At 65.3% G+C, this 24,362-nt stretch carries 20 protein-coding genes and 1 tRNA gene; 12 read left to right on the top strand and 9 right to left on the bottom strand.

Annotation, left to right across the window (positions count from 1 at the left end):
- Positions 1-52 precede the first annotated feature (52 nt).
- Positions 53-1,264, top strand: coding sequence for an MFS transporter (locus tag CAL28_RS19395; protein ID WP_094842879.1), 1,212 nt, complete (start codon positions 53-55; stop codon positions 1,262-1,264).
- Between the two features lie 5 nt (positions 1,265-1,269).
- Here CAL28_RS19395 and CAL28_RS19390 read toward each other — a convergent pair whose 3' ends face one another.
- A complete protein-coding gene (locus tag CAL28_RS19390) occupies positions 1,270-1,521 on the bottom strand; it encodes a hypothetical protein (protein WP_094842878.1) in 252 nt (83 codons plus the stop codon).
- Between the two features lie 373 nt (positions 1,522-1,894).
- Here CAL28_RS19390 and CAL28_RS19385 point away from each other — a divergent pair, with 373 nt between their 5' ends.
- On the top strand, positions 1,895-2,809 hold the full coding sequence (locus CAL28_RS19385) for a LysR family transcriptional regulator (RefSeq protein WP_094842877.1): 915 nt from the start codon (positions 1,895-1,897) through the stop codon (positions 2,807-2,809).
- Here CAL28_RS19385 and CAL28_RS19380 read toward each other — a convergent pair.
- From CAL28_RS19380 to CAL28_RS19350, 7 genes are all read right to left on the bottom strand, one after another.
- Positions 2,800-3,738, bottom strand: coding sequence for an SMP-30/gluconolactonase/LRE family protein (locus CAL28_RS19380; protein WP_440588404.1), 939 nt, complete (start codon positions 3,736-3,738; stop codon positions 2,800-2,802). The genes CAL28_RS19385 and CAL28_RS19380 overlap by 10 nt on opposite strands.
- Positions 3,735-4,751, bottom strand: coding sequence for an ABC transporter substrate-binding protein (locus tag CAL28_RS19375; protein WP_094844725.1), 1,017 nt, complete (start codon positions 4,749-4,751; stop codon positions 3,735-3,737). The genes CAL28_RS19380 and CAL28_RS19375 overlap by 4 nt, the downstream gene beginning before the upstream one ends.
- Positions 4,752-4,813: 62 nt before the next feature.
- Positions 4,814-5,656: a fumarylacetoacetate hydrolase family protein gene (locus CAL28_RS19370; protein WP_094844724.1), complete on the bottom strand. Its 843-nt coding sequence runs from the start codon at positions 5,654-5,656 to the stop codon at positions 4,814-4,816.
- Positions 5,657-5,736: 80 nt separating this feature from the next.
- On the bottom strand, positions 5,737-6,498 hold the full coding sequence (locus tag CAL28_RS19365) for an SDR family NAD(P)-dependent oxidoreductase (RefSeq protein ID WP_094842875.1): 762 nt from the start codon (positions 6,496-6,498) through the stop codon (positions 5,737-5,739).
- Positions 6,499-6,543: 45 nt separating this feature from the next.
- On the bottom strand, positions 6,544-7,350 hold the full coding sequence (locus CAL28_RS19360) for an ABC transporter permease (protein ID WP_094842874.1): 807 nt from the start codon (positions 7,348-7,350) through the stop codon (positions 6,544-6,546).
- A complete protein-coding gene (locus CAL28_RS19355; protein WP_094842873.1) occupies positions 7,331-8,191 on the bottom strand; it encodes an ABC transporter ATP-binding protein in 861 nt (286 codons plus the stop codon). The genes CAL28_RS19360 and CAL28_RS19355 overlap by 20 nt, the downstream gene beginning before the upstream one ends.
- Positions 8,192-8,199: 8 nt before the next feature.
- Complete coding sequence (locus CAL28_RS19350; RefSeq protein ID WP_094842872.1) at positions 8,200-9,222, bottom strand: ABC transporter substrate-binding protein; 1,023 nt, start codon at positions 9,220-9,222, stop codon at positions 8,200-8,202.
- A gap of 163 nt (positions 9,223-9,385) precedes the next feature.
- Between CAL28_RS19350 and CAL28_RS19345 the strand changes: the two genes are divergently transcribed.
- Together CAL28_RS19345 and CAL28_RS19340 are read left to right on the top strand one after the other, a co-directional pair.
- The gene (locus tag CAL28_RS19345) at positions 9,386-9,802 is read left to right on the top strand and encodes a RidA family protein (protein WP_440588403.1); all 417 of its coding nucleotides are present in this window, start codon (positions 9,386-9,388) and stop codon (positions 9,800-9,802) included.
- Positions 9,802-10,854: a CobW family GTP-binding protein gene (locus CAL28_RS19340; protein WP_094842871.1), complete on the top strand. Its 1,053-nt coding sequence runs from the start codon at positions 9,802-9,804 to the stop codon at positions 10,852-10,854. Before CAL28_RS19345 ends, CAL28_RS19340 begins: the two co-directional genes overlap by 1 nt.
- Positions 10,855-11,627: 773 nt before the next feature.
- Here CAL28_RS19340 and CAL28_RS19335 read toward each other — a convergent pair.
- Positions 11,628-11,704: transfer RNA gene (locus CAL28_RS19335), tRNA-Met, on the bottom strand.
- An 80-nt stretch (positions 11,705-11,784) separates the two neighbouring features.
- Between CAL28_RS19335 and scpB the strand changes: the two genes are divergently transcribed.
- The 8 genes from scpB (at position 11,785) to typA (ending at position 24,235) form a co-directional block, all read left to right on the top strand.
- The gene (gene scpB / locus CAL28_RS19330) at positions 11,785-13,071 is read left to right on the top strand and encodes an SMC-Scp complex subunit ScpB (protein ID WP_254926172.1); all 1,287 of its coding nucleotides are present in this window, start codon (positions 11,785-11,787) and stop codon (positions 13,069-13,071) included.
- A 593-nt stretch (positions 13,072-13,664) separates the two neighbouring features.
- Positions 13,665-15,512 carry a pseudouridine synthase gene (locus CAL28_RS19325; protein ID WP_094844721.1) on the top strand — a complete coding sequence of 616 codons (1,848 nt, stop codon included), beginning with the start codon at positions 13,665-13,667 and terminating at the stop codon, positions 15,510-15,512.
- Positions 15,513-16,000: 488 nt separating this feature from the next.
- Positions 16,001-16,489: a ribosome maturation factor RimP gene (rimP, locus tag CAL28_RS19320; RefSeq protein ID WP_094842870.1), complete on the top strand. Its 489-nt coding sequence runs from the start codon at positions 16,001-16,003 to the stop codon at positions 16,487-16,489.
- Positions 16,486-17,967 (top strand): transcription termination factor NusA, encoded by a 1,482-nt coding sequence (gene nusA, locus CAL28_RS19315; RefSeq protein ID WP_094842869.1) that lies wholly within the window; start codon positions 16,486-16,488, stop codon positions 17,965-17,967. Before rimP ends, nusA begins: the two co-directional genes overlap by 4 nt.
- A 99-nt stretch (positions 17,968-18,066) precedes the next feature.
- Positions 18,067-21,204, top strand: a complete 3,138-nt coding sequence (gene infB, locus CAL28_RS19310; RefSeq protein WP_094842868.1) for a translation initiation factor IF-2 — start codon at positions 18,067-18,069, stop codon at positions 21,202-21,204.
- Between the two features lie 18 nt (positions 21,205-21,222).
- Positions 21,223-21,624, top strand: a complete 402-nt coding sequence (gene rbfA / locus CAL28_RS19305) for a 30S ribosome-binding factor RbfA (protein ID WP_094842867.1) — start codon at positions 21,223-21,225, stop codon at positions 21,622-21,624.
- 36 nt (positions 21,625-21,660) lie between these two features.
- Complete coding sequence (gene truB, locus CAL28_RS19300; RefSeq protein WP_094842866.1) at positions 21,661-22,398, top strand: tRNA pseudouridine(55) synthase TruB; 738 nt, start codon at positions 21,661-21,663, stop codon at positions 22,396-22,398.
- Between the two features lie 10 nt (positions 22,399-22,408).
- A complete protein-coding gene (gene typA / locus CAL28_RS19295) occupies positions 22,409-24,235 on the top strand; it encodes a translational GTPase TypA (protein WP_094842865.1) in 1,827 nt (608 codons plus the stop codon).
- Positions 24,236-24,362 lie beyond the last annotated feature (127 nt).

Raw genomic sequence — 24,362 nt, 5'->3', positions numbered from 1 at the left:
ACAATAGCGCGCTGCACCGCAGCATTTTCATCATTGCACTTCTGGACACCCCATGACCGACCAGCCCGCCGTGCCTCACCGGCTCGGCCTCGTTCTTCTCGCCCTTGCCGTGGGCAGTTTCGCGATCGGGACGACCGAGTTCGCCACCATGAGCCTGTTGCCGTCGTTCGCCGACAGCCTGCATATCGATGCGCCGACGGCCGGACACGTCATCAGCGCCTATGCCCTGGGCGTCGTGGTCGGCGCGCCCGTGCTCGCGGTGCTGGGCGCCAAATTGCCGCGGCGCACGCTGCTGATCCTGTTGATGGCCCTGTTCGCCATCGGCAACGGCTTGAGCGCCGTGGCGCCCAACTACCATGCGATGCTGGCCGCGCGTTTCCTCAGCGGCTTGCCGCACGGCGCGTATTTCGGCATCGCCTCGCTGGTCGCGAGTTCGCTGGTGCCGGCGAACCGCCGCACGGTGGCGGTCGGGCGGGTCTTCCTGGGACTGACCTTCGCCACCATCGTCGGCGTGCCGCTTGCCAACTGGCTGGGGCAGGCCGTGGGCTGGCGCTGGAGTTTCGCGCTGGTCTCGCTGCTGGCGGTGTTGACCATGACCAGTGTGCGCCTGTTCGCCCCGAACACGCCCGCCGATCCGGCGTCCAGTCCCTTGCGCGAACTCAGCGCGCTACGGCGTTCGCAGGTCTGGCTGACGCTGGGCATCGGTGCGGTCGGCTTCGGCGGTTTGTTCGCCGTGTACACCTATCTGGCCGATACGCTCGCTGCCGTGACCCATGTGTCGGCCGCCGCCGCGCCGCTGGTCCTGAGCGTCTTCGGCGTGGGGCTGACGGTAGGCAACATGGTGATTCCGCTCTATGCCGATCGTGCCATCATGCGCACCGCCGGGCTGTTGCTGTTATGGACCGCCGCGGTGCTGGCGCTGTTTCCGCTGATGGCGGCTAACCTGTGGCTGATCATGCTGAGTGTCTTTCTGATCGGACTCGGCGGCGCGCTGGCGACGGTCTTGCAGACGCGTTTGATGGACGTGGCCGAAGATGCCCAGGGACTGGCGGCCGCCTTGAATCATTCCGCCTTCAATACCGCGAACGCGCTGGGTCCCTTCCTGGGCGGCCTGGCGATCGCGGCGGGCTATGGATGGACATCGACCGGATGGGTGGGCAGCATGCTGGCCATCGCCAGCATGCCCTTGTGGCTGATCGCCGTGACGCTGCAGCGTCGCCGCGCCAGGGCGTTGACCGGTGTGCCGAGCCGGCAGGCCTGCTGAATCCATCATTCCCGCGCGGATCCGTCCGCCATGTGCCGCTGCGTCGCGGCGGCCGCGCGGATCAGCGCGTCGCGATGCAGGCACAGCGCCGATATCTTCTTTTCCATCGCCCGCGCTTGCAGTTTTTCGCGCCACGCCAAAGCGCGTTGCAGCTTCAGGCTGGCGATCAACCGGTACTGGCACTCCAGCTGATGGCGGCATTCGGCTATCAGCAGGTCTGTCTTGCGCAGATCAATGTATAGCTCATGCTGCTCCATGGCGCGACTCCGTGGACGGTAGAAACCGGGTGCGGCAGCAAACCGCGCGCCGCCACTCCCGCTTTCTCCAGGGGGGAATGCACAGGGATGGCGCTCTTATCCGTAGGGTCGTGTCGACGGCCGCGTCTCAGCCGTCCTATGGTCAGCGACTACTCCCGGACGTTGGAATACCATTCCCGCCTCGCGTTGTATAGTGCTGACGCCATGTGGCGGCCGTCGCCGGCCGGTCCGGCGGCCCCCGCGTCCCGGGAAGCCGGGCCCCGCGGCCGCAGGTGCCGCCAGGATTACACGCCCGTGCAAGAACTACCGGCGGGGCCCGGCACCATGCCGGCTATCCGTGGGCGTCGGCGCGTCCCGGCTCTGGAGGAGGCTGATGCGGTTCGACCTGTTGTCGCTCAAACTGTTCGTCGCGGTTTGCGAGCACTTGAATATTTCACGCGCGGCCGATGCCGAGAGCATCGCGCCGTCCGCGGTCAGCAAGCGCATCTCCCAGATGGAGGACATGCTGCATACGCCGCTTTTCCTGCGCAGCAACAAGGGCCTGGAATTGACGCCGGCCGCGCATTCGCTGCTTAACCACGCGCGCGTCATCCTGCGCGACCTGGCGCAGATGGAAAGCGAACTGTTCGACCATGCCGAAGGCCTGCGCGGCCAGATACGGCTGCATGCCAGCCTGTCGACCATCGTCCAGTATCTGGCGAACGATATCCGCGACTTCCTGGCGCTGCATCCTGCCTTGCGTATCGACCTGCAGGAAAGCCTTAGCCCCGAAGTGGTGCGCGCGGTCGCGGAAAACGCGGCCGATATCGGTATTTTCGGCGGCAACGCACTGGTGCCCGGCCTGCGCGTCTATCCGTACCATAGCGACCGACTCGTCGTCATAATGACTTCGGACCACGTGCTGGCCAAGGCGCGCAAGGTGACTTTCCGGCAGGTCGCCGAACATGAGCTGGTAGGGCCGCAACCGGGTAGCTACCTGAATTCCCTGGTGTTGCGCGCCGCCGCCGATCTGGACTTTCCCTTGCGCTTTCGCATCCGCGTCAACGGTTTCGAGCCGGCGCGCAGCATGGTCGAAGCCGGGTTGGGTATCGCGCTGGTATCGGAACACCACGCGGCGCGCTATGTGGCCTCCGGGCCGCTGGTCGCTGTTCCCCTGGACGAGGACTGGGCCATGCGCCACTGGAAGATCTGCGTGCGCGATGCGGAGTCCCTGCCGGCCCCGGTGCAGCTGCTGCTCAAGCACCTGGGCGAACATAGCGAAGGCCAGGCGAAGCGTCGTCAGCCATAAGGCAGGGCCATGCCCTGGTCCGGCCAGGGCATGGAGATCAACTGGCCGGTTCCAGACAGGGTGATGTAGGCCGTCCTGCGGTCTGGCCCGCCGAAGCAGATATTGGTGACCATGGGATCCGGCAGCATCACCTGCCGCAGGATTTCTCCGGATGGCGCGATCACCGTGATGCAGCCGGTAATCAAGGTGCCCACGCAGATGTTGCCGTGCACGTCCACCGCCATGCTGTCCAGCCGCTGGTAGCCCGGCAGCGTGCATATCAGGCGGCCGCCGTTGGGCGAAGGGAAGGGGTGCTTGCGCGGCCTGCCCGGCGCGTCCAGGTCGAAGGCCCAGACGCGGCCGGTTTCGGTTTCGGATACGTACACCACCTTTTCGTCCGGCGACAGGCCGACGCCATTGGCCGTGGTCAGCGGATACGCGACTTCGACGATCATCGATCCGTCCGCCAGGGCGTAGTACAGGCCGGCGTGGTCACGATCCCGCTTGCGGTTCTTGCCGAAGTCGGTGAAATAGAAACCGCCCTGGCTGTCGAAGACCAGATCGTTCGGTCCGCACAGCGGCGCGTCGCCGCAGCGGTCGTACAGCATGCGCAGCTCGCCGGTGCGCGGGTCGTAACGTTCGATGCGGCCGCTGGTGTAGTCCGGATGCATACCGGCGCGCGTGCGGTTGTAGCCGGCGATCGTCTGGAACAGGAAGCCGCCGTTATTGGCCACGTAGAAGGCGCCATCCGGCCCGACGGCCAGGCCGTTGGGTCCGCCGCCTGTTTCGACCAGCACTTCCACGCCGCCGTCCGGCGCGACGCGGCTGATCGTTTCGCGCTGGATCTCCACCAGCACGACCGAGCCGTCGTCGCGCGCCACCGGCCCCTCCGGAAAAAGCAGTCCGGTCGCCAGGACCTTGAAATCCTGCATCGCTGTGTCGGGGTTCATTGCTGTTTGGGTACCTTCTGGACATAACGGTTGTCGTAGGTCGCGTCCAGGTCGATCTTGGCCGCCGCGATCTGCGGGTCGAAGGCGGCCAATACGTTGCGCACGGTCTTGGCGGCCTCGTCGGTCATCACACCGTCGTGCGACAGGCAGGCGCGCATATTGGTGAAGGCCTGCGCGAACACTTCCTTGTCGGCCAGCGCGTACTCCGGCGGCACGGCCGCGGCAACCTGCTCCGGCGTGGCCTGCGCCAGCCATTGCTCCGCATGCACGATGGCGGTGGCGATGGCCTGGACTGTGTTGGGGTACTTGTCGACGAAGGCCTTGGTGGAATACACCGCGGCTTCCGGATAGTTGCCGCCCAAGGCCTGGCGCGTCGCCTCGGGGCTGCGCATCGCCGCCAGCGGGAACAGATCGCCGCTGTCCTGCAGGATGGTCGCCACCGGATCGTTGGACATCATGGCATCCACCTGCCCGCTACGCGCGGCGGCCACCGCGCCGGAAGACGATCCGACGCCGATGATGGACACTTCATCTGGTTTCACACCGGCCCGGCTCAGCAGATAGTTGGTGCCCATATGGAAGCTGGACCCCGGCGAACTGACGCCGATGCGCTTGCCTTTCAGGTCGGCATACGACTTGATCTTGTCATGGCTGGCCTTGGTGACCCCGAACACGAAGCCCGGGCAATTCGCCTGGATGGCGAAGGACACCAGTTTCTGGCCCTTGACCGCCATGGTGATCGTGTTCGAGTAGGCACCGGCGACGAAGTCGGCGCTGCCGCCCAGCAAGGCCTGCAAGGCCTTGGCGCCGCCGCTGTAGACGCCGATTTCGACGTCCAACCCCGCCTGCTTGAAGTAGCCGCGGCTGCTGGCGATGACGAAAGGCAGATAGGGAAAGCCGACACCGGCGGCCGCCAGGTGCAGCTTGGGCTTTTCAGGGGCACCCTGGGCCCGTGCGGCCAGCGGCGCGCCGGCAAGCAATGCAAGGGAAACCGCGGCCGTGGCGTATCGCATCATCATGTTGTTCTCCTCCTGGTATATCCGGCGCGGCGCGTCGAGGCGCAGCGCCGTTCTTCTTATCCTTGGACGACATCCTGGCGCTGCGTGCCCAGGCCTTCTATGCCCAGGGTCACGACATCGCCGCGCTTCAGGTACACCTGCGGGTTCTGGCCCAGGCCGACCCCGGGGGGCGTGCCCGTCGAGATGATGTCCCCCGGCTGCAGCGACATGAACTGCGATAGGTACGACACCAGGTAACGCACGCCGTACACCATGGTCGCGGTGCTGCCGTTCTGGTATCGATGGCCGTTCACTTCCAGCCACATCGACAGGGCCTGCGGGTCGGCGATTTCGTCGGGGGTGACCAGCCATGGACCGATGGGGCCGAAGGTGTCGGCCGATTTGCCCTTGGTCCACTGCCCCTGGCGTTCCGCCTGGAACGCACGCTCCGACACATCGTTGATCAGGCAATAGCCGGCCACGTGTGCCATGGCATCGCTTTCCGCCACGTACTTGGCGGGCTTGCCGATGACCACGCCAAGCTCGACCTCCCAATCGGTCTTTTCCGAACCGCGCGGAATTTCGATAGGATCGTTGGGTCCGGTGATGGCGCTGGTCGCCTTCATGAAGATAATCGGTTCGGGCGGTACCGTCGCGCCGGTCTCGGCGGCGTGGTCGGAGTAGTTCAACCCGATGCAGATGAACTTACCGGTGCCCGTCACGCAGGGGCCCAGGCGCGGCGTGCCGGGAACCAGCGGCAGAGTGGCGGGGTCGATCGTTTTCAGCCGATCCAGCGTTTCCGGCAACAGCGTGGCCGCGTCGACGTCGGCGATATGGCCGGACAGGTCGCGTATGCGGCCCTGCGCATCGAGCAGCCCCGGCTTTTCCTGACCCTTGGCGCCGTAGCGTAGCAACTTCATCTTCAACTTCCTTATGCGTGTGAAATGCCGGATGGCCGGCGCCATTCGGCGGAAAGCCCTGTCCGCGCTTCGTGCCGTTCTCAGTACGTGGCGCGTCCACCGGACAGATCGAAAACCGCGCCCGTCGTGAATGAGTTTTCCTCGCTGACCAGCCAGGCGATCATCGACGCCGCTTCGTGCAATTCAAGGAAACGGCCACGCGGAATCTTGCTGAGCATGTAGGCGATATGCTCGGGCGACTGCTCCATCGCGCCGGGTGTGCGCGCCACCGCCGGCGTCACGCAATTGACGGCGATATCGTGGGTAGCCAGCTCCTTGCCCAGCGACTTGGTCAGCGCGATCACCGCGGCCTTGGCGGAGCTGTACGCCGCCGCGTTGGGGTTGCCTTCCTTGCCGGCGATCGACGCCACGTTGACGATGCGGCCGTACTTCTGCGCGATCATGACGGGCGCGACGGCGCGGCAGCAGTAGAACGTGCCGTTGACGTCGACATCGATGACCTTGCGCCACTGGTCCAGCGGATATTCCGCCACGGTGGTGTTGGGCCCGATAATGGCGGCGTTGTTGATCAGGATATCCAGCTTGCCCATCGCGCGCAGCGTACCCGCCACGCCGGCTTCGACGCTGGCGTAGTCGGCGATATCCACGGATTCGGTATGAATGTCGTGGCCTTCCGCGCCGAGTTCTTTTTTGACTTTCGCCAGCAGGCCGGTGTTCACGTCCCACAGGACGACGCGCGCGCCAGAATCCAGGAAGCGGCGCGCCACCGTCAGGCCGATGCCTTGCGCGCCGCCCGTCACCACCGCGACGCGGTCTTTCAGATTGATTGAATTCGTTTGCAAGATGCAGTTCCTTTTATTGCGGTTTTCAATGCGATGAAGAAGTGGTCAGGCACTGGCCGCGACCGTCTGGCCGGCCACGGGACGCCAGCGCATGAAGTGATCCTCGAACAGCGACACGGCGGTGTCCAATACGAGCGCGAACACGGTCAACAGCAGAATGCCCGCGATCACCGCGTTGATATCGAAGACGCCTTCGGCCAGCAGGATGAGGTAGCCGACGCCTTTCTCGGACCCCAGGTACTCGCCTACGACGCTGCCCACGAATGCGATGCCCACCGCGTTGTGCAGGCTGGAAAACACCCAGCTCATCGCCGACGGCATGTAGACATGCCGCATCAGCTGGCGCGAGCTCGCGCCCAGCATGCGCGTGTTGGACAGCACGGCCGGGCTGACTTCCCGCACGCCCTGGAAGACGTTGAAGAAGACGACGAAGAACACCAGCGTGACGCCCAGGGCGATCTTCGACCAGATGCCCAGCCCGAACCACAGCGCGAAGATGGGCGCGAAGATCAGCCGCGGCATCGAGTTGAAGGCCTTGATGAACGGGTCGGTGACCACGGCCAGGAAGGGATTCAGCGCCAGCCATAGTCCGCAGGCCAGGCCCAGGACGGTGCCGATGATGAAGGCCAGGAGCGTTTCGATCAGCGTGGTGTACAGGTGGATGAAAATCGAACCGCTGGCGAACCAGGTCACGATGCGCTGCGCTACCCCGACGGGATCGCCGAAGAAAAAGGGCGACAGCCATTGCCGGTTGGTACCCAGCCACCAAAGGAAGATCGCGCCCGCGAGCAGCAGCAGGCGGGTGGACAGCACCAGGATGCGATTGCGTGGATCAAGAGCGAGCGCTGGCATAGCTTTTCAATACCTCCCCTCGGAGTACTTCCCAGATTTCGGTGTGCAGCTGCAGGAAGCGCTGGGTCATGCGGATCTCCGCGACTTCGCGCGGTCGCTCCAGGTCGATCTCGAATTCGGCGATGGGGCGGGTGCCCGGACCGGCAGACAGGACGATCACACGGTCCGACAGCGAAATCGCTTCTTCCAGATCATGCGTGACGAAGATCACCGACTTGCGATCGGCGGACCACAGGCGCAGCAGTTCGTCTTCCATCAGGTGGCGCGTCTGGATGTCCAGCGCGCTGAAAGGCTCGTCCATCAGCAGGATGCGCGGATTCAGGACCAGCGCCTGGGCCAGGCCGGCACGCTTGCGCATGCCGCCCGACATCTGGTGCGGATACTTCTTGCCATGCCCGGTCAGGCCGACGCGTTCCAGCCATTCCCGGGCGGATTCCAGGGCCCTGGCCTTGGGCGTGCCGTGGAATATCAGGCCGGCGGCGATGTTGTCCTCCGCCGTCTTCCATGGCATCAGCGCATCCACCTGGAACAGATAGGACGCCTCTTTATTCAAACCCTGCATCAGCGGCTGGCCGAATACGCTCAGCGTGCCCGCCGACGGGCGCATCAATCCGGCCGCCACATTCAGCAGCGTGGATTTCCCGCATCCCGTGGGGCCGACCACCGAGACGAATTCGCCATCGCGGATCGCCAGGTTGACGTCGCGTACCGCGGTGTAGGTCTGCCCGCGGCCCTCGTTGCTGGCAAAGGTGCATGTCACACCGTCGAAATGCAGGGCTTCCCGCGCCGTGGCCGTCTCCTGGCGCGCCCGATGCACGGGGTCGTCGATACTGCGCAGCATGGCTCCTCTCATCGCACGGTTTCTCCAGCCTTCTTGACATAGCGGTTGTCGTAGGTTGCCGCCAGGTCGATATGCGCGGAGGCAATGGATGGATCGAAGGCGGCCAGTACGTCGCGTACCGTGCGCGCGCCGTCGTCCGTGATCACGCCGTCCGGCGACAGGCAGCGGCGGCTGTTCTCGAAGGACTTGGCGTACAAGTCCTTGTTGTCGACCAGGTATTCCGCCGGCACCGTGGCGACCACTTGCTGCGGGGTTGCCTTCGCCAGCCAATGTTCGGCGCGTACGATGGCATCGGCGACCGCCTGCACGGTGCGTGGGTTTTTGTCCACGAAGGCCTTGGTGGCGTAGATGCTGGACTCGGGGTAGTCCGAGCCGAAGACCTGCTTATTGCCATCCGCCGTCCGCATCTCCGCCAAAGGCTTCAGGTCGCCACCATCCACCAGCACGGTGGCGACGGGGTCGTTCACGATCAGCGCATCGATCTGGCCCGCGCGCACCGCCGCGACCGCGCCGGCGGCCTGGCCCACGCCGATGATGGAGACGTCGTCCGGCTTCAGCCCGGCCTTGTGCAGGATGTAGTTGACGACCATGTGCGTGCTCGAACCGGGCGCGCTGACGCCCACCCGCTTGCCTTTGAGGTCGGCGGGCGATTTGACTTTGTCGAAGTTCTTTTTGGATACGCCGAAGACCCATCCGGGGCACACCACCTGCGCCGCGATGGTGACCAGTTTCTGGCCCTTGGTCGCCATGGTCAGCGTGTTGGAGTACGCGCCCGCGGTCATATCGGTGCTTCCGCCCAGCATCGATTCCAGGGCTTTCGATCCGCCGGAAAACGCCGCGATGGTTACGTCCAGTCCTTCGTCGCGGAAGTAGCCCAATTGCTTCGCGATGATGGCGGGCAGGTAGGTGATACCCGTGGACGCCGCGCCGATGTGCACTTCCTTCTTTTCGGGGGGCATTTTCGATTGTGCCGCGGCCGTGCCGCACACGATCGCGGCGGCGCCAAGCGCAGCCGCCAACAGCGTCTTCATGTTTTGTCTCCTTTCTTGGTTTTAGTCGCGATGGCAGGCATCGCGGCGACTAATGATGCATGCGGATGCGCGGCCCCGGCGTGGTTTTTGGGAAAACCACCATCTCGAATCGCGATGGCAGCCCGCGGGGCGACCCGGCACGGTCCGTGTGGACGAAAACGGTATGATGACCATACGACCCATCCCACTCATGGCGACCATGATCGAACGTATCGAAACCGCCGCCGCGCCTTTACCGGCCGGCCATTACTCGCAAGCCATCAAGGCCAACGGCTTTGTCTTCGTCTCGGGGCAGTTGCCGTTCCCGCCGGGTTCGAAGCGCATCCTGCCCGACGGCATCGCGGCGCAGGCCAGGCAGTGCCTGGAGAACCTGCAGGCGATCCTGGATGCGGCCGGGACCACCCTGGAGAACCTGGTCAGCGTGCAAATCTTCATCCCGGACGTGGCGCTATGGGCGGAGGTCAACGCGGTATATGAATCCGTCATGGGCGCCGCGCGGCCCGCACGCACCGTTGTGCCCACTACCGCGTTGCACTATGGCGCCTTGATCGAAGTGAACGCGGTCGCGCTTTGTCCGTGATGTCATCCCAAGGCCCTGCGGACGCCCGTATCGGCGTCACGGTGCTGACCGGTTTCCTCGGCAGCGGCAAAACCACGCTGCTGAACCGCCTGGTGCGCGAGCCGCGTTTCGCGCAATCCGCGGTGGTCATCAACGAGTTCGGCAGCATCGGCATCGACCATCATCTGGTCCGCCATGTGGCGGACAACGTCAGGGTGGTGGAGGGCGGTTGCATCTGCTGCATGGTGCGCGGCGGCCTGGCCGATACCTTGCGCGATCTTTTCCTGCTGGCCCTGCGCCGCGCGATCCAGCCGTTTCGCCATGTGCTCATCGAAACCAGCGGCCTGGCCAGCCCGGCGCCTGTCCTGTTCACCCTGCGCCATGAACACTTCCTGACCGAGCGCTACGTTTATGAAGGCACCATCGCGGTTGCCGATGCTCAGCGCGTGATCGGGCAGATCGCGTCCGAACCCGATGCCGCCCAGCAACTGGCCCTGGCCGACGACATCGTCATCAGCAAGTCCGACCTTGTGTCGCCTGCGCAGGTCAGCGACGCCAGCAACGCGGTGCTGCGCCTGAACCCGGCCGCGCATGTCCATGTGCTGGACCCTCAAGGTCCGCCGCCGGCGGCCTTGCTGGCGCAGCGGCTATATCGCGGCCAGCCGTCCGCCGCGGCGGACGGCACTCCTTGGTTGGGGCGCTATACCCGTGGCGCGTGGCCCGGCGCCCGCGGTGCCGCGCCAGCGGGAGCGCCGCATGATGTCGCCGTGGCCGTCCTGACGCTGCCGGCATCGGTATCGCGCGCCGCATTCCTGCGCGGGATGTCGGCCTTGCAAGCCGAATTGGGGGCATCGCTGCTGCGCATGAAAGGACTGGTCCGTTTCGAAGGCGATGTGGCGCCCAGCGCGGTGCATGCCGTGCACGACCAGCTATATCCCTTCGTGGCGCTATCCGAATGGCCGGAGGATGAGTCCGATGCGCGGCTCGTCTTTATTGCCCGCGGCCTGGCGGCGGAAGAACTGGACAAGCGGGTTCGCTTGCACCTCGGACTAGGGCAATTGGGCGGTGGCTGAGCGGGCCGCTCGAATCCCCGGGGCCCGCCGATAGGGCCGTGTCAATGGCGTGTCGCGTTTTTTCCCCTATGGAACCGTTAATGTGGGTATAATTTGTAGGTTCCTGCAGGCGGTTCGGCTTGATTACAGACGGCCAAAGATGGGCATGCCCCAGGCAGGCCGTTTCGGGTGGTTCGCGTATTTTTCACCCGCCTTCGCCTTTCCGTCATCACGCAGGTTTAATCGGCAATAAAAAGACGCTCCGATAATCCCGGGGTCATGCCGGACGGCTCAGTTCAATCTTTATCGGCGCCGCGCCAGGTATCCCCCGTCAGGGGTGCGCGGATACTGTCCGCCCGTCGTCCATTGCCATATCGTTCCTTTTCGGCATTTGCGGTTCGTGGTTGCTTACGCATGCCCGAGCGCCGCATGGGTATCGCAGACCAGCCTTATTGGCCGAGGTTTTTTTGCAAGCGTTTTTCTGGTTCGAGCCGCAGTCCGCGGCTGCTTTCGCACAGACGTGTGTCGGTGTCGTGCAGGCCTGTGCCGCGCGGCAGAGCCGCGCTTGTCCGGCGCCGGATGGGCGTGGACGCATGCGTGCGCATGTGGCGCGGGCGAGGGTGCGTTCTTCGAGCCCAGGCCGTATGTCTTCGCTTATCTCGTCGCCTGCTTCGGGGGCCCGGTCTTCGGCTATGTCGCCCAGCCAGGTTGTGTCGTCGAGCCAGACTTTGTCGTTTTCATCGGCAAAACAAAAAAGGCTTGGCGAATTCGCCAAGCCTGATCTGTTTGCTGTTTGGTTGCGGGGGCAGGATTTGAACCTACGACCTTCGGGTTATGAGCCCGACGAGCTGCCAGACTGCTCCACCCCGCGTCTGGAGAAAGAGATATTACTTCAGTTTTTCAGCCTTGGCAAGCCAGGGCCTTACTTACCACGATGAATTGAACATATCGATGAACGATAGCGAGGCAACACTGGTGATAGAAACGGCACTGCTGTGCGCGGCGCAGCCCATGCCGCGTGCGGAGCTGCGCAGGCTGTTTTCCGAGGACGACGGCGTGGACAACGCCCGCCTGGATGGCTTGCTCGAAGCGCTGCAGGATGCATGGAAGGATCGCGGACTGGAATTGACATCGCTGGCTGGCGGCTGGCGCTTCCAGAGTCGTCCTGCCATGCAGCGCTACCTGGAACGCCTCAGTCCGGAAAAACCGCCCAAGTATTCCCGCGCGGTGCTCGAAACGCTGGCCATCGTGGCCTGGCGGCAGCCGGTGACGCGCGGTGATATCGAAGACATACGCGGTGTGACCGTTTCCTCGCAGATCGTGAAGACGCTGGAAGACCGGGGCTGGATCGAAGTCATCGGTCATCGGGACGCCCCCGGACGTCCTGCCCTGTTCGGGACCACGCGGCAGTTCCTGGACGACCTGGGCCTGCGGGCGTTGGACGAGTTGCCGCCGCTTGAAGCTGGCGGCGCCATGGCCGCGCTCGAAGGGCTGGATCTTACCGGCGCCAATGCCGGCGACGGCGAGGGGCAGGACGACTCCGCCGCGGCTGCGAGCGGCGTGGCGGCCACCGACCTTCCCGGCACGAGTCATGCGGAACCGGCGGAAACCGATCCGGACGCGCTTCAGAAAGAGCCGGCGGGGGCCGATCTGGCCGGCACGGATCAGGAAGAGCCGGCGGACGCCGATTCCGTCGGTACTAGCCATGCAGAGCCTGTGGATGCCGACCCCGCCGACGCGGGCCATGCGGAACAAGGCATCGACATGCCTGGCGCTGAGGCGCTCGACGGCCGGGACGATGCGTCGGATGCCGTTCATGCGCACGCCGGACAGGAGCAGGACGCGGCGCCCGAGACCGCGCCGTCTGGCCCGGTTGGTGCCGAAGAGTCTGGAACGCCCGATACCGGTTCGCGCGAAAACGGTGTTGAACAGCAATCGGACGATATACGTCGTGACGCTTCCCGCGAGATCCTCGCGGCCACCGGCCCGACACCCCATCAGCCGGAGATCCCGGCGCCGGATCGGGACACCACCGACACCGGAGGCCATCGTCCGGAGATTCTCCCGCCCGGACAGCATCCCGAAATTGTTCCGCCCGGCGGGACCCCTGAGATCGATCCCACGGAGCCGGCGCCCGAAATCGCGCCGCCCGCACCGGGAGAGATGCCAGAGGTGCCTCCCGACCCATCCGATAACGACAATGAACAAGACGCGCCTGGCGCGCCGCGTAAAGAGTGAATTCTGGAGTAGTCCCAGTGAGTATCAATAAGAACGTGCAGGACGATGTCATAGATCCGCGTGAAACGGCGGTCGGCGCGGCGTCGCCGCGCGCAGGCGACGCTACGCCGGCGGAGGGCGCGGACGTGAGCCCTGCGCCGCGCGCACGCGCCCGACGCCCGTCGCGCGCCAAGGCCGAAGCGGCCGGCACGGCTGCGGTGGATCCGCAATCCGCGCCTTCCGGCGTGGCGGGCGAGGCGCAAGCCGTCGAGGCCAAGCCCGCGCGCAAGCCGCGCTCCCCGCGGCCCGCCAAGGCACCTACCGCCGATGCGCAACTGGAGGCTTCCGTACCTGCTCCGGCCAGCGCCGTGCCGGCCGTCGTAGCCGCGCCGCCGTCGGCAGGCGAGGCAGCGGTCGAGCAAACAGCGCCTCGTGCCCGCGGCCGCAGGCCCCGCGCGACCGCTGGAAGCGAGCAAGGTTCGCTGCCCCTGGAAGGGCAGGCTGGCCCCGACGTCCAGGCGGCGCAAGCCGAGCCGTCCGCGCCGGCGAAGCGTTCCGCGCGCAAGCGCAAACCGGTGGAGACAGCCGAAAGCGGGTCGGCCGGTTCTTTCGGCATGGAAGCGGCGATCGGCCAGGAAGGCACGCGCCAAGCTGGCCCGCGTGATACCGCGCCTCGGGATCATCACACTGACGCCGCCGGCGCGCAGGCGGATTTTTCCGCCGATGCCGGCGGGGCGGCGCCGTCCGGCGTATCCGGGGCGGATGCGGATGGTGCCACCGCCAACCGTGGACGCGGCCGCAAACTGCGCACGCCTTTCCGTCGCCGTCGCGGCGATGCCGCGACGGGCACCGAGGCGGGCGGGGACGCCGGCGCGCAAGGTTCTCCGGCGCAGGGTGCCGGCGCGGTCGATCCCGAGGCCATGTCGCCCGGTGGCGAACGGGAAGCGGAACAGGCGCTCGCCTACCTGGAAAAGACCGCCCGCATGGAGCAGCGCCTGAACAAATACCTGAACAGCGAGGCCGTGATGCCCAAGCTGCACAAGGTATTGGCGGATGCGGGCATCGGCTCGCGGCGCGAGATGGAAGAGTTGATCGTCGCGGGCCGTGTTTCCGTGAACGGCGAACCGGCCCATATCGGGCAGCGTGTCGCCAGCGGCGACCAGGTTCGCGTCAACGGCAAACCCATCACCCGCGTCAATACGCGCAAGCCTCCGCGAGTGATCCTGTATCACAAGCCCGCGGGCGAAATCGTCAGCCATGACGATCCGGGCGGCCGGGCCAGCGTATTCGCGCGCCTGCCGAAGCTGCGCACCGGCAAGTGGCTGTCGGTCGGTCGTCTCGACCTGAACACCGAAGGGCTGCTGATTTTTACGACCTCGGGCGATATGGCCAACCGCATCATGCACCCGCGGTATGGCACAGAGCGCGAATACGCCGTTCGCGTGCTGGGGGAAATGGATGCCGCGCAGCGCGCGTCGCTGGTCGAAGGCATCGAACTCGAAGACGGCAAGGCGGCTTTCGGTGCGCTGGACTATCTGGGTGGCGAGGGCAGCAACCGCTGGTATCGCGTCACGCTCCAGGAAGGCCGCAACCGGGAGGTTCGTCGCATGTTCGAGGCCGTCGGCGTCACGGTCAGCCGGCTCATCCGCACGCGTTTCGGCGACGTGGTCCTGCCGCGCAATTTGCGGCGGGGGCGTTGGGAAGAGCTGGATCCCAATCTCGTTACCGCGCTGATGGTGCAGCTTGGCCTGTTGCGTGACGATGACGACGGCGGACGCCGGCCCAAGCAGCCGCAGTCGCACGACAGCGCCTTGCCGCCGGGCTTCGGCACGCTGCAGAACAATGGCATGAACGGCGCGCGGATCGGCCGGCGTGGCAAGTTGCAGGGCGGCCGTCCCGGCAAGAGCGCCGGCACCGGCATGTCGTATCCTTCCGATCCCTTCGGTACCGGCCTGCTGGTCACGGGCGGCTACGCCAACGGCCATCCCTTGGGCAACGATGGCGGCGGCTCGCGCGGCGGCAAGGGACAGCAGCGTCGCGGCCCCGGTAAGCGGCCCGCACAGGGGCAGGGCCAAGGTCAAGGGCAGCCGCAAGGCCAAGGCCAGGCTCCCGGGCAGCACCAGCCGCGTGGCAAATCGGCGCGCAAGGGCAAGCCGGGGGGCGGCGGTGGCGGCAGGCCGGGCGCTGGCGGCTTCAATGCGCAGGGGCAGGGCCAAGGACAGGGACAGGGCCAGGGGCAGGGGCCCGCAGGCGCCCCAGGCAAGGGACCGCAACGCGGCCGTCCCGGCAAGAACGCCGCTCCAGGCAAGAAGCGCGGCAATCCCAACGCCAAAGGCCCACGCACCAGTGGCGGTGGCGGTGGCGGCGGTGGTCGTGGCGACGACTGGCAGCCGCGCGGCGCGGCGGCCCACGAGTCGCGCCTGGGCGTGATCGGCGGCGTTCGCGGACGGGGCTCGCGATAAGTCGATGCCAGCCCGGCCCTGAATACGTAAACCCGCGACGCATCAGGTAATTTTGCCCGTTATGTGGTAAGATTGCTGGTTTTCGTGGGGCATCCCTGTGGGCGGCGAAAGCTGTGCCGATGCGCGACGGTCGTGCTGCGGATTGCAGCGGATCGTGTCGCGGGGGGTGTGGCAGGGTATGCGGCGGGGGCGTGCGGCAGGTTTGGGCATGCCTTTATGCATACCTGGGCGTACCTTTAATGGCTTTAAGGGCAATACCTTAAGGACATAACTTAGGGGCATACCTTAAGGGGCACGCCCAAACTGCGCGGTGTGCGGGACGCCCCTGGCAAGAACCAAATATGGCGCGGACGGCGGTTTCTCCGGCGGGCTTCAGGCACGTTGGGGGTTCCCCGGGGCGTGGTGCGGGGCCGGTTGAACGGCGCCGGGCCGGGCCGGTACCACGTGATAACAATGGGCTGGGCTTACAGCCCATTTTTTTCGAGCATATGGCTGATTTATTCGCATTGACCCAGGAAGCGCTGTCCGGCATGGACGTCGAGCTCGTCGACGTCGAGCGGGCGGCGCTTGGCCTGTTGCGCGTCACGATCGACCGCCCTGAAGGCGTGCGCATCGAAGACTGCGAACAGGTCTCGCGCCAGTTGTCGCGGGTCTACGAGGTCGAGAATATCGACTACAAGCGATTGGAGGTCGGATCGCCCGGCGTGGATCGCCCGCTGCGCACCGAGGGCGATTTCCATCGTTTCGCGGGACAGCGGGTAGAAGTCAAGCTGCGGCAGGCCGTGGAAAACCGCAAGGTCTTTACCGGCACGCTCGTTATAGCGGCCGGGCAAGCGGGACAGGACCAGGGGAAAGCGGTTTTCGGCGTGGAATTTGAGGCAAAGAAGGACGATATTCAGGTGGTGAACTTCACGTTCGACGAAGTGGAGCGCGCCAAGCTGGATCCGGTCCTGGATTTCAAAGGCAAAAAGCGATGAGTCGCGAAATTCTTCTGTTGGTCGACGCCTTGGCGCGCGAAAAGAACGTATCGCGCGAAGTGGTGTTCGGAGCGCTGGAAAGCGCGCTGGCTTCGGCCATGAAAAAGCGCTTCAAGGAAGACGCGGACATCCGTGTTTCCATCGATCGCGAAAGCGGTAGCCATGAAGGGTTCCGCCGTTGGCTGGTCGTGCCCGACGAAGCCGGACTGCAGGAACCTGACAAACAGGAAATGTATTCCGACGCCCGCGAGGCGGTGCCCAATATCCAGATCGGCGAATACATCGAAGAGCCTCTCGAGCCCATCGAATTCGGCCGTATCGGCGCGCAGGCGGCCAAGCAGGCCATCCTGCAGAAGATCCGCGACGCCGAGCGCGAACAGGTGCTGAACGACTTCCTCGAACGCGGGGAAACCATCGTGTCCGGCACCGTCAAGCGCATGGACAAGGGCGACGCGATTATCGAAACGGGCAAGATCGAAGCCCGTTTGCCGCGTTCGGAAATGATCCCCAAGGAAAACCTGCGCGTGGGCGACCGTGTGCGGGCTTTCGTGCTGCGCATCGACCACGCCGCGCGTGGCCAGCAGGTGATCCTGTCGCGCACCTCGCCGGAATTCATCCGCCAGCTGTTCGAAAACGAAGTCCCGGAAATCGAGCAGGGTCTGCTCGAGATCAAGGCGGCGGCCCGTGATCCCGGCGTGCGCGCCAAGATCGCCGTCATCGCCTACGATAAGCGTATCGATCCCATCGGTACCTGCGTCGGCATGCGGGGTTCGCGCGTCACCGCGGTGCGCAATGAACTGGGTGGCGAGCAGGTGGACATCGTGCTGTGGTCGGAAGATCCGGCGCAGTTCGTCATCGGCGCTCTGGCGCCCGCCAACGTCGAATCCATCGTCGTCGATGAAGACAAGCACGCCATGGACGTCGTGGTGGACGAGGAAAACCTGCCCAAGGCCATCGGTGCCAAGGGACAGAACGTCCGCCTGGCCTCCGAGCTGACCGGCTGGCAGATCAACATCATGACGCCGGAGGAAAGCCAGAACCGGCAGGAAGTCGAACGCTCCGCCTTGCGCAACACGTTCATGAGCAAGCTGGACGTGGACGAGGAAGTCGCCGACATCCTGATCGACGAGGGCTTTACGGGGCTGGAGGAAATCGCCTACGTTCCCATGCAGGAACTGCTGGAGATCGAGGCTTTCGACGAAGACACCATCAACGAGCTGCGCACCCGCGCGCGCAATGCGCTCCTGACCGAAGCCATCGCCCAGGAAGAGCGCCTCGAAACCGCGCAGGACCTGCTCGAGCTCGAAGGCATGACGCCCGAACTTGCCGCGCGTCTGTCCGAGCGCAAAGTGCACACCCGCGACGACCTTGCCGAACTGTCCACGGACGAGTTGGCGGAAATCTCGGGTCTCGAGGAAAACCAGGCCAGCGAGCTCATCATGCGGGCTCGCGCGCACTGGTTTGACGAGGAAAAATAGTACCTAGGCGGGGAAGCGCCCAAGCGCGTCTTCCCGAACTTGTTTTATTGGATAGCGCTAGTCATATTGTTATATCGCCGTACACAGGAAGAAAGCCTAATGTCGAGCAATACCGTCGCCCAGTTCGCTACCGAGCTGAAAATGCCTGCCAATGTGCTGCTGGACCAGCTGCGCTCGGCCGGCGTTGACCTCAAATCGGTCGACGACGCCGTCACCGACAGCGACAAGGCGAAACTGCTCGACTCGCTGCGCCGTGCGCATGGCGGGGCTGCCGAGGGCAAGAAGATCACGCTGACGCGTCGCCAGACCTCCGAAATCCGCCAGGCGGATGCCACGGGCCGGTCGCGCACGATTCAGGTCGAAGTGCGCAAGAAACGCGTCTTCGTCAAGCGTGATCCGGCCGAACTGGCCGCCGAAGCGGCCGCCGGCCGCGCCCAGGCCGAGTCCACCGAGCCGCCCGAGGCAACGCTCGCGCCGGTCACGGCAGAGGCCGTCCAGCCTCCCGTTGCCGCGACGCCGGCTGTCCCGCCGACGGCAACGGCCGCGCCGGCTGCCGCGCCGGCCGAGGCTCCGCAACCCGACGCCACGGCCCCGCAGGACGAGGCCGCCCCGGCCGTCGCCGAGCGTGCGCCCGTGCCGCCGGCTGCTGCCGAAGCAACGCCGCCGGCCCCTCAGGCCGAGCCTGTAGTCCAGAAAGCCGCGCAGGAGGCCCCCCAGGAGGCCCATCAGGCGCACGCCGAACCCGAATCTATCCAGCCGGAACCCGAACACGAGGCACCCGTGGCACCCGCCGCCGGCCCCGCCGCCGAGCCGCCGGTCGAAGCTGCCCAGCCAGAGCCCGTGAATACGTCAGATATCAGCGCGGTTTCCGAAAAGCCGGAAACCGGAAGTCCCGTTGCACCGAAGATCCCGACCGCAGCCGTGCCGTCGTCGCCCTCGCAGGACGAGCGTTCGCGCCCCGGCATGCCTGTGCCGCCCAAGCCGGCCGTTTCCAAGGGGCCGCGCGCCGGCGACGCGCGCCGTGGGCCTCCGCCCGCGGCCTCGCCGGCCCAGGTCATGAGCACCGCGCAGCGTGACGAAGCGCGGCGGCAGGCCGAGGCCGAGGCCGCGGCACTGCGTGAAATGCTGAACCGCCCGCGCAAGGTATTGCGCGCGCCGGAACCGGAACAGCCGGCCCCGGCCGCCGCCATTTCCGGGACGCTGCACAAGCCGGCCGCCAAGGCGGGCGGCGCGGTCAAGAAGGACGCCAAGCCGGGTGCCGGCGCCGGCACGAAGAAGACGATCAAGACCGCCGAGGTCTCGTCCACGTGGACCGACGACAGTGCCCGCAAGAAGCCCGCCGACAAGCCGGCCGGCGCACCCAGCCGCGATGGCTGGCGCGCGGGTGGCAAGGCGGGCGGCAAGTCCGGCGGCCGAGGTGGCCGCAACCAGCAGTCCGATCGCCGTGGTGTGGTGGAGCAGGCTCCCCAGGAATTCATCGCGCGTGAAGTCCACGTGCCCGAAACCATCACCGTGGCCGATCTCGCCCACAAGATGTCGGTCAAGGCCGCCGAGGTCATCAAGCAATTGATGAAGCTGGGCCAGATGGTCACCATCAACCAGGTGCTGGACCAGGAAACGGCCATGATCGTGGTCGAGGAACTCGGCCACAAGGCCATCGCCGCGAAGCTGGACGATCCGGAAGCCTTCCTGGACGAGACCGCCGCGCCGGAGGGCGAAGATGCCGAGCTGCTGCCGCGCGCGCCTGTCGTGACCGTCATGGGCCACGTCGACCACGGCAAGACCTCGCTGCTGGACTACATCCGCCGCGCCAAGGTTGCCGCGGGCGAAGCTGGCGGTATTACGCAGCACATCGGTGCCTACCACGTCGAAACCGACCGTGGCATGGTTACCTTCCTGGATACCCCGGGCCACGAGGCCTTCACCGCCATGCGGGCGCGCGGCGCCAAGGCGACCGACATCGTCATCCTGGTGGTGGCGGCGGACGACGGCGTGATGCCGCAAACGCGTGAAGCCATCCACCATGCCAAGGCCGCCGGTGTGCCGCTGGTCGTGGCGGTGAACAAGATCGACAAGCCGGACGCCAATCCGGAACGCGTCAAGCAGGAACTGGTGGCCGAAGAGGTCGTCCCTGAAGAATACGGCGGCGACGTGCCTTTCGTGAGCGTGTCGGCCAAGACCGGCGCGGGCATCGACGACTTGCTGGAAAACGTGTTGCTGCAGGCCGAAATCCTGGAGCTCAAGGCGCCGGTCAACGCGCATGCCAAGGGCCTGGTCATCGAAGCGCGCCTGGACAAGGGCCGCGGTCCGGTGGCGACCATCCTGGTGCAGAGCGGCACGCTCAAGCGCGGCGACGTCGTGCTGGCGGGTGCCAGCTTCGGCCGCGTGCGCGCCATGCTGGACGAGAACGGCAAGCAGGTGCAAAGCGCCGGTCCTTCCATTCCGGTGGAAATCCAGGGCTTGACCGATGTGCCGGCCGCCGGCGACGAACTGATGGTGCTGTCGGATGAACGCAAGGCGCGCGAAATCGCGCTGTTCCGCCAGGGCAAGTTCCGCGACGTCAAGCTGGCCCGCCAGCAGGCCGCCAAGCTGGAGTCCATGTTCGACAACATGGGCGAAGGCACGCAGACTCTCGCGCTCATCGTCAAGACCGATGTGCAGGGTTCGCAGGAAGCCCTGGTTGCCGCGCTGACCAAACTGTCCACGGAAGAAGTCCGCGTGCAGGTCGTGCACGCCGCGGTGGGCGGTATTTCGGAAAGCGACGTCAACCTGGCGATCGCATCCAACGCGGTGGTCATCGGCTTCAACGTGCGTGCCGACCAGAGCGTCAAGAAGCTGGCCGAGTCCAACGGCATCGACCTGCGCTACTACAACATCATCTACGACGCCGTGGATGAGGTTAAGGCAGCCATGTCGGGCATGCTGGCACCGGAAAAGCGCGAGGAAATCATCGGGCTGGTGGAAATCCGCGAGATCTACACCGTCTCCCGCGTCGGCAACATCGCCGGTTGCATGGTGCTCGACGGTATCGTCCGCCGCGATGCGCAGGTACGCTTGTTGCGCAACAACGTGGTCACCTGGACCGGCCATCTGGATTCGCTGCGCCGGTTCAAGGACGATGTCCGCGAGGTCAAGGCCGGCTTCGATTGCGGCCTGACGCTGCGCGGCAACAACGACATCCAGGTGGGCGACCAGCTGGAAGTCTTCGAGATCAAGGAAATCGCGCGGACGCTGTAAGCATCCCGCGCTCAGCGCATGAGCCGTCATAAAACCAAAGCGATCCCCGGCCGCAACCTGCGGCTGGCCGACCAGATCCAGAAGGACCTGGCCGGCCTGATCCAGCGCGAAATGGATGTCGCGCGGGCCGGGCTGATCACGCTGTCGGGTGTCGAACTGTCCGCGGACTACGCGCACGCCAAGGTGTATTTCACCGTGCTGGGCGCCGAACCGGGGGTGGCCGAGGGCCTGCTCAACGACAAGGCGGGCTGGCTGCATTCGCAGCTGTACCGCATGCTGCATATCCATACGGTGCCGACGTTGCGTTTCGTGCATGACGAACAGGTCGCGCGCGGGATAGAGATGTCGCGTCTGATCGATCGTGCCAACCAGCCCGGTTCCTACCGGACGGAACCCGACGAACCGGAAGACCAGTCCTGAGGGGCTGTCGTCACGGCGTTTTTCTCGGATAAGACGATGGCCAAACGACGCGGGCTGATGCTCGACGGTGTCCTGCTGCTGGACAAGCCCGAAGGCTTGTCCAGCAACCATGCCTTGCAGCGCGCGCGGCGTGCGATGGATGCCGCCAAGGCCGGCCATACGGGTACGCTGGATCCGTTCGCCACTGGGCTGCTGGTGTGCTGCATGGGCAAGGGTACCAAGCTGTGCGGCGTCATGCTGGGCGCGGACAAAGGCTATCGCGCCACGCTGCGTTTCGGCGAGGAAACCGATTCCGGCGACCTCACGGGCAACGTCGTGGCGCGCGCGCGCGAAGGTTTCGCCGGTGTGGACGAAGCGGCCCTGCGCGACGTGCTGTCACGTTTTCAGGGCACGATTACCCAGGTTCCGCCGATGTATTCCGCATTGAAGCGTGACGGCAAGCCTTTGTACGAGTACGCACGCGCCGGTGTGGAAGTCGAGCGCGAGCCCCGGCAGGTCACCTTGCATCGCGTCGAACTGCTGTCCTGCGACGGCATGACGGCGGTGATCGATGTGTCGTGCAGCAAAGGTACCTATTTGCGGACGCTGGCCCAGGATATCGGACGCGAGCTGGGCTGTTACGCGCATCTCGTGGCCTTGCGGCGCACGCAGGTCGGCCCTTTCGCGCTGGACCGCGCCGTCACGCTGGACGCGCTGCAGGCGATGCCGGACCCCAAGCTGGCATTACTGCCCCTGAATGAATTGCCGGCGGGCCTCGCGCCCGCCTTACCTTAAAGGATCGTTTATGACTCGCGCCTTGCGCAACGTCGCCATCATCGCCCACGTCGACCACGGCAAGACTACGCTCGTCGACCAATTGCTGCGCCAATCGGGCACCTTCCGTGAAAACCAGGCGGTCACCGAGCGCGTCATGGACTCGAACGACCTGGAAAAGGAACGAGGCATCACCATCCTGGCCAAGAATTGCGCCGTGGAATACGAAGGCACCCACATCAACATCGTCGATACCCCGGGACACGCGGATTTCGGCGGCGAGGTCGAACGGGTGCTGTCCATGGTGGACGGCGTGCTGCTGCTGGTGGACGCCGTTGAAGGGCCGATGCCCCAGACCATTTTCGTGACGCGCAAGGCGCTGGCGCTGGGCCTCAAGCCCATCGTCGTGGTCAACAAGATCGACCGTCCCGGTGCTCGTCCCGATTTCGTCATCAATGCCACCTTCGAATTGTTCGACAAGCTGGGCGCGACGGAAGAACAACTGGACTTTCCGGTCATCTACGCCTCGGGCCTGTCGGGGTATGCGGGCATGACCGCCGACGTCCGCGAAGGCAATATGCGTCCGTTGTTCGAAGCGATCCTGCAGCACGTGCCGCAGCGCAATGACGATCCGAACGGCCCCCTGCAACTGCAGATCATTTCGCTGGACTACAGCAGCTATGTCGGCAAGATCGGCGTGGGCCGCGTCAACCGTGGCCGTATCCGCAGCGGCATGGACGTGCAGTACCGCTTCGGCCCGGATGGCGAAAGCGGCAAGGGGCGCATCAACCAGGTGTTGAAGTTCAAGGGCCTGGAACGGGAAGTGGTCAGCGAGGCCGAAGCCGGCGACATCGTTCTGATCAACGGTATCGAGGGCATCGGTATCGGCTGCACGCTCATGGATGCGGCGTCCCCGGCGGAGGACGCGCTGCCGATGCTGCGTATCGACGAGCCCACCCTGACCATGAACTTCATGGTGAACACGTCGCCGCTGGCCGGCCGGGAAGGCAAGTTCGTGACCAGCCGCCAATTGCGCGACCGCCTGGATCGCGAGCTCAAGTCCAACGTGGCGCTGCGCGTGCGCGATACGGGCGACGACACGGTGTTCGAAGTGTCGGGGCGTGGCGAACTGCACCTGACCATCCTGTTGGAAACCATGCGTCGCGAAGGCTATGAACTGGCCGTGTCGCGGCCGCGCGTGGTGTTCAAGGAAGTCGATGGTGAACGGCACGAACCGTTCGAACTCTTGACGGTGGACGTGGAAGACACCCATCAGGGCGGCGTCATGGAAGAATTGGGCCGCCGCAAGGGCGACCTGCTGGATATGCAGCCGGATGGCCGTGGCCGTACCCGCCTGGAATATCGCATCCCGGCCCGCGGACTGATCGGCTTCCAGAACGAGTTCCTGACGATGACGCGCGGTACCGGCCTGATGAGCCACATCTTCGACGAGTATGCGCCGGCGCGTGAAGGCAGTATCGGCGAACGCCGCAACGGCGTGCTGATCAGCCAGGACAATGGCGAAGCCGTTGCCTATGCACTGTGGAAGTTGCAGGATCGCGGCCGCATGTTCGTCAATCCTGGCGATGCGCTGTACGAAGGCATGATTATCGGTATCCATAGCCGCGACAACGATTTGGTCGTCAACCCCATCAAGGGCAAGCAGCTGACCAACGTCCGCGCGTCGGGTACGGACGAAGCCGTGCGCCTGGTGCCGCCCATCCAGATGTCGCTGGAATACGCGGTGGAATTCATCGACGACGATGAACTGGTTGAAGTCACTCCCAAGTCGATCCGCCTGCGCAAGCGCTACCTGACCGAGAACGAACGCAAGCGGATGTCGCGCGCCAGCGCCTGACGCCCAGCGCTTCGTTTCTGTTGGCCTTTCCTTGGCAGCGATGCCCAGGAAAGGCCAATTTTTTTGCGTGGCGGTAAAGGAACCTGCTGTCTTTGTTCGGCACTGAAGCGGCCCCATCGGACGGCAA

The organism is Bordetella genomosp. 11, from assembly GCF_002261215.1.
Taxonomy (GTDB): domain Bacteria; phylum Pseudomonadota; class Gammaproteobacteria; order Burkholderiales; family Burkholderiaceae_B; genus Bordetella_C.
The sequence above is the reverse complement of the archived record's forward strand: the minus strand, read 5'-3'. Positions and strand labels throughout refer to the sequence as shown.

Bases quoted from the DNA above. Each gene is read 5' to 3' on its own strand.
- CAL28_RS19395 (WP_094842879.1), top strand. From the start codon at position 53: ATGACCGACCAGCCCGCCGTGCCTCACCGGCTCGGCCTCGTTCTTCTC.
- CAL28_RS19390 (WP_094842878.1), bottom strand. From the start codon at position 1,521: ATGGAGCAGCATGAGCTATACATTGATCTGCGCAAGACAGACCTGCTG.
- CAL28_RS19385 (WP_094842877.1), top strand. From the start codon at position 1,895: ATGCGGTTCGACCTGTTGTCGCTCAAACTGTTCGTCGCGGTTTGCGAG.
- CAL28_RS19380 (WP_440588404.1), bottom strand. From the start codon at position 3,738: ATGAACCCCGACACAGCGATGCAGGATTTCAAGGTCCTGGCGACCGGA.
- CAL28_RS19375 (WP_094844725.1), bottom strand. From the start codon at position 4,751: ATGCGATACGCCACGGCCGCGGTTTCCCTTGCATTGCTTGCCGGCGCG.
- CAL28_RS19370 (WP_094844724.1), bottom strand. From the start codon at position 5,656: ATGAAGTTGCTACGCTACGGCGCCAAGGGTCAGGAAAAGCCGGGGCTG.
- CAL28_RS19360 (WP_094842874.1), bottom strand. From the start codon at position 7,350: ATGCCAGCGCTCGCTCTTGATCCACGCAATCGCATCCTGGTGCTGTCC.
- CAL28_RS19355 (WP_094842873.1), bottom strand. From the start codon at position 8,191: ATGCTGCGCAGTATCGACGACCCCGTGCATCGGGCGCGCCAGGAGACG.
- CAL28_RS19350 (WP_094842872.1), bottom strand. From the start codon at position 9,222: ATGAAGACGCTGTTGGCGGCTGCGCTTGGCGCCGCCGCGATCGTGTGC.
- CAL28_RS19345 (WP_440588403.1), top strand. From the start codon at position 9,386: ATGATGACCATACGACCCATCCCACTCATGGCGACCATGATCGAACGT.
- CAL28_RS19340 (WP_094842871.1), top strand. From the start codon at position 9,802: ATGTCATCCCAAGGCCCTGCGGACGCCCGTATCGGCGTCACGGTGCTG.
- scpB (WP_254926172.1), top strand. From the start codon at position 11,785: ATGAACGATAGCGAGGCAACACTGGTGATAGAAACGGCACTGCTGTGC.
- CAL28_RS19325 (WP_094844721.1), top strand. From the start codon at position 13,665: ATGGAAGCGGCGATCGGCCAGGAAGGCACGCGCCAAGCTGGCCCGCGT.
- rimP (WP_094842870.1), top strand. From the start codon at position 16,001: ATGGCTGATTTATTCGCATTGACCCAGGAAGCGCTGTCCGGCATGGAC.
- nusA (WP_094842869.1), top strand. From the start codon at position 16,486: ATGAGTCGCGAAATTCTTCTGTTGGTCGACGCCTTGGCGCGCGAAAAG.
- infB (WP_094842868.1), top strand. From the start codon at position 18,067: ATGTCGAGCAATACCGTCGCCCAGTTCGCTACCGAGCTGAAAATGCCT.
- rbfA (WP_094842867.1), top strand. From the start codon at position 21,223: ATGAGCCGTCATAAAACCAAAGCGATCCCCGGCCGCAACCTGCGGCTG.
- truB (WP_094842866.1), top strand. From the start codon at position 21,661: ATGGCCAAACGACGCGGGCTGATGCTCGACGGTGTCCTGCTGCTGGAC.
- typA (WP_094842865.1), top strand. From the start codon at position 22,409: ATGACTCGCGCCTTGCGCAACGTCGCCATCATCGCCCACGTCGACCAC.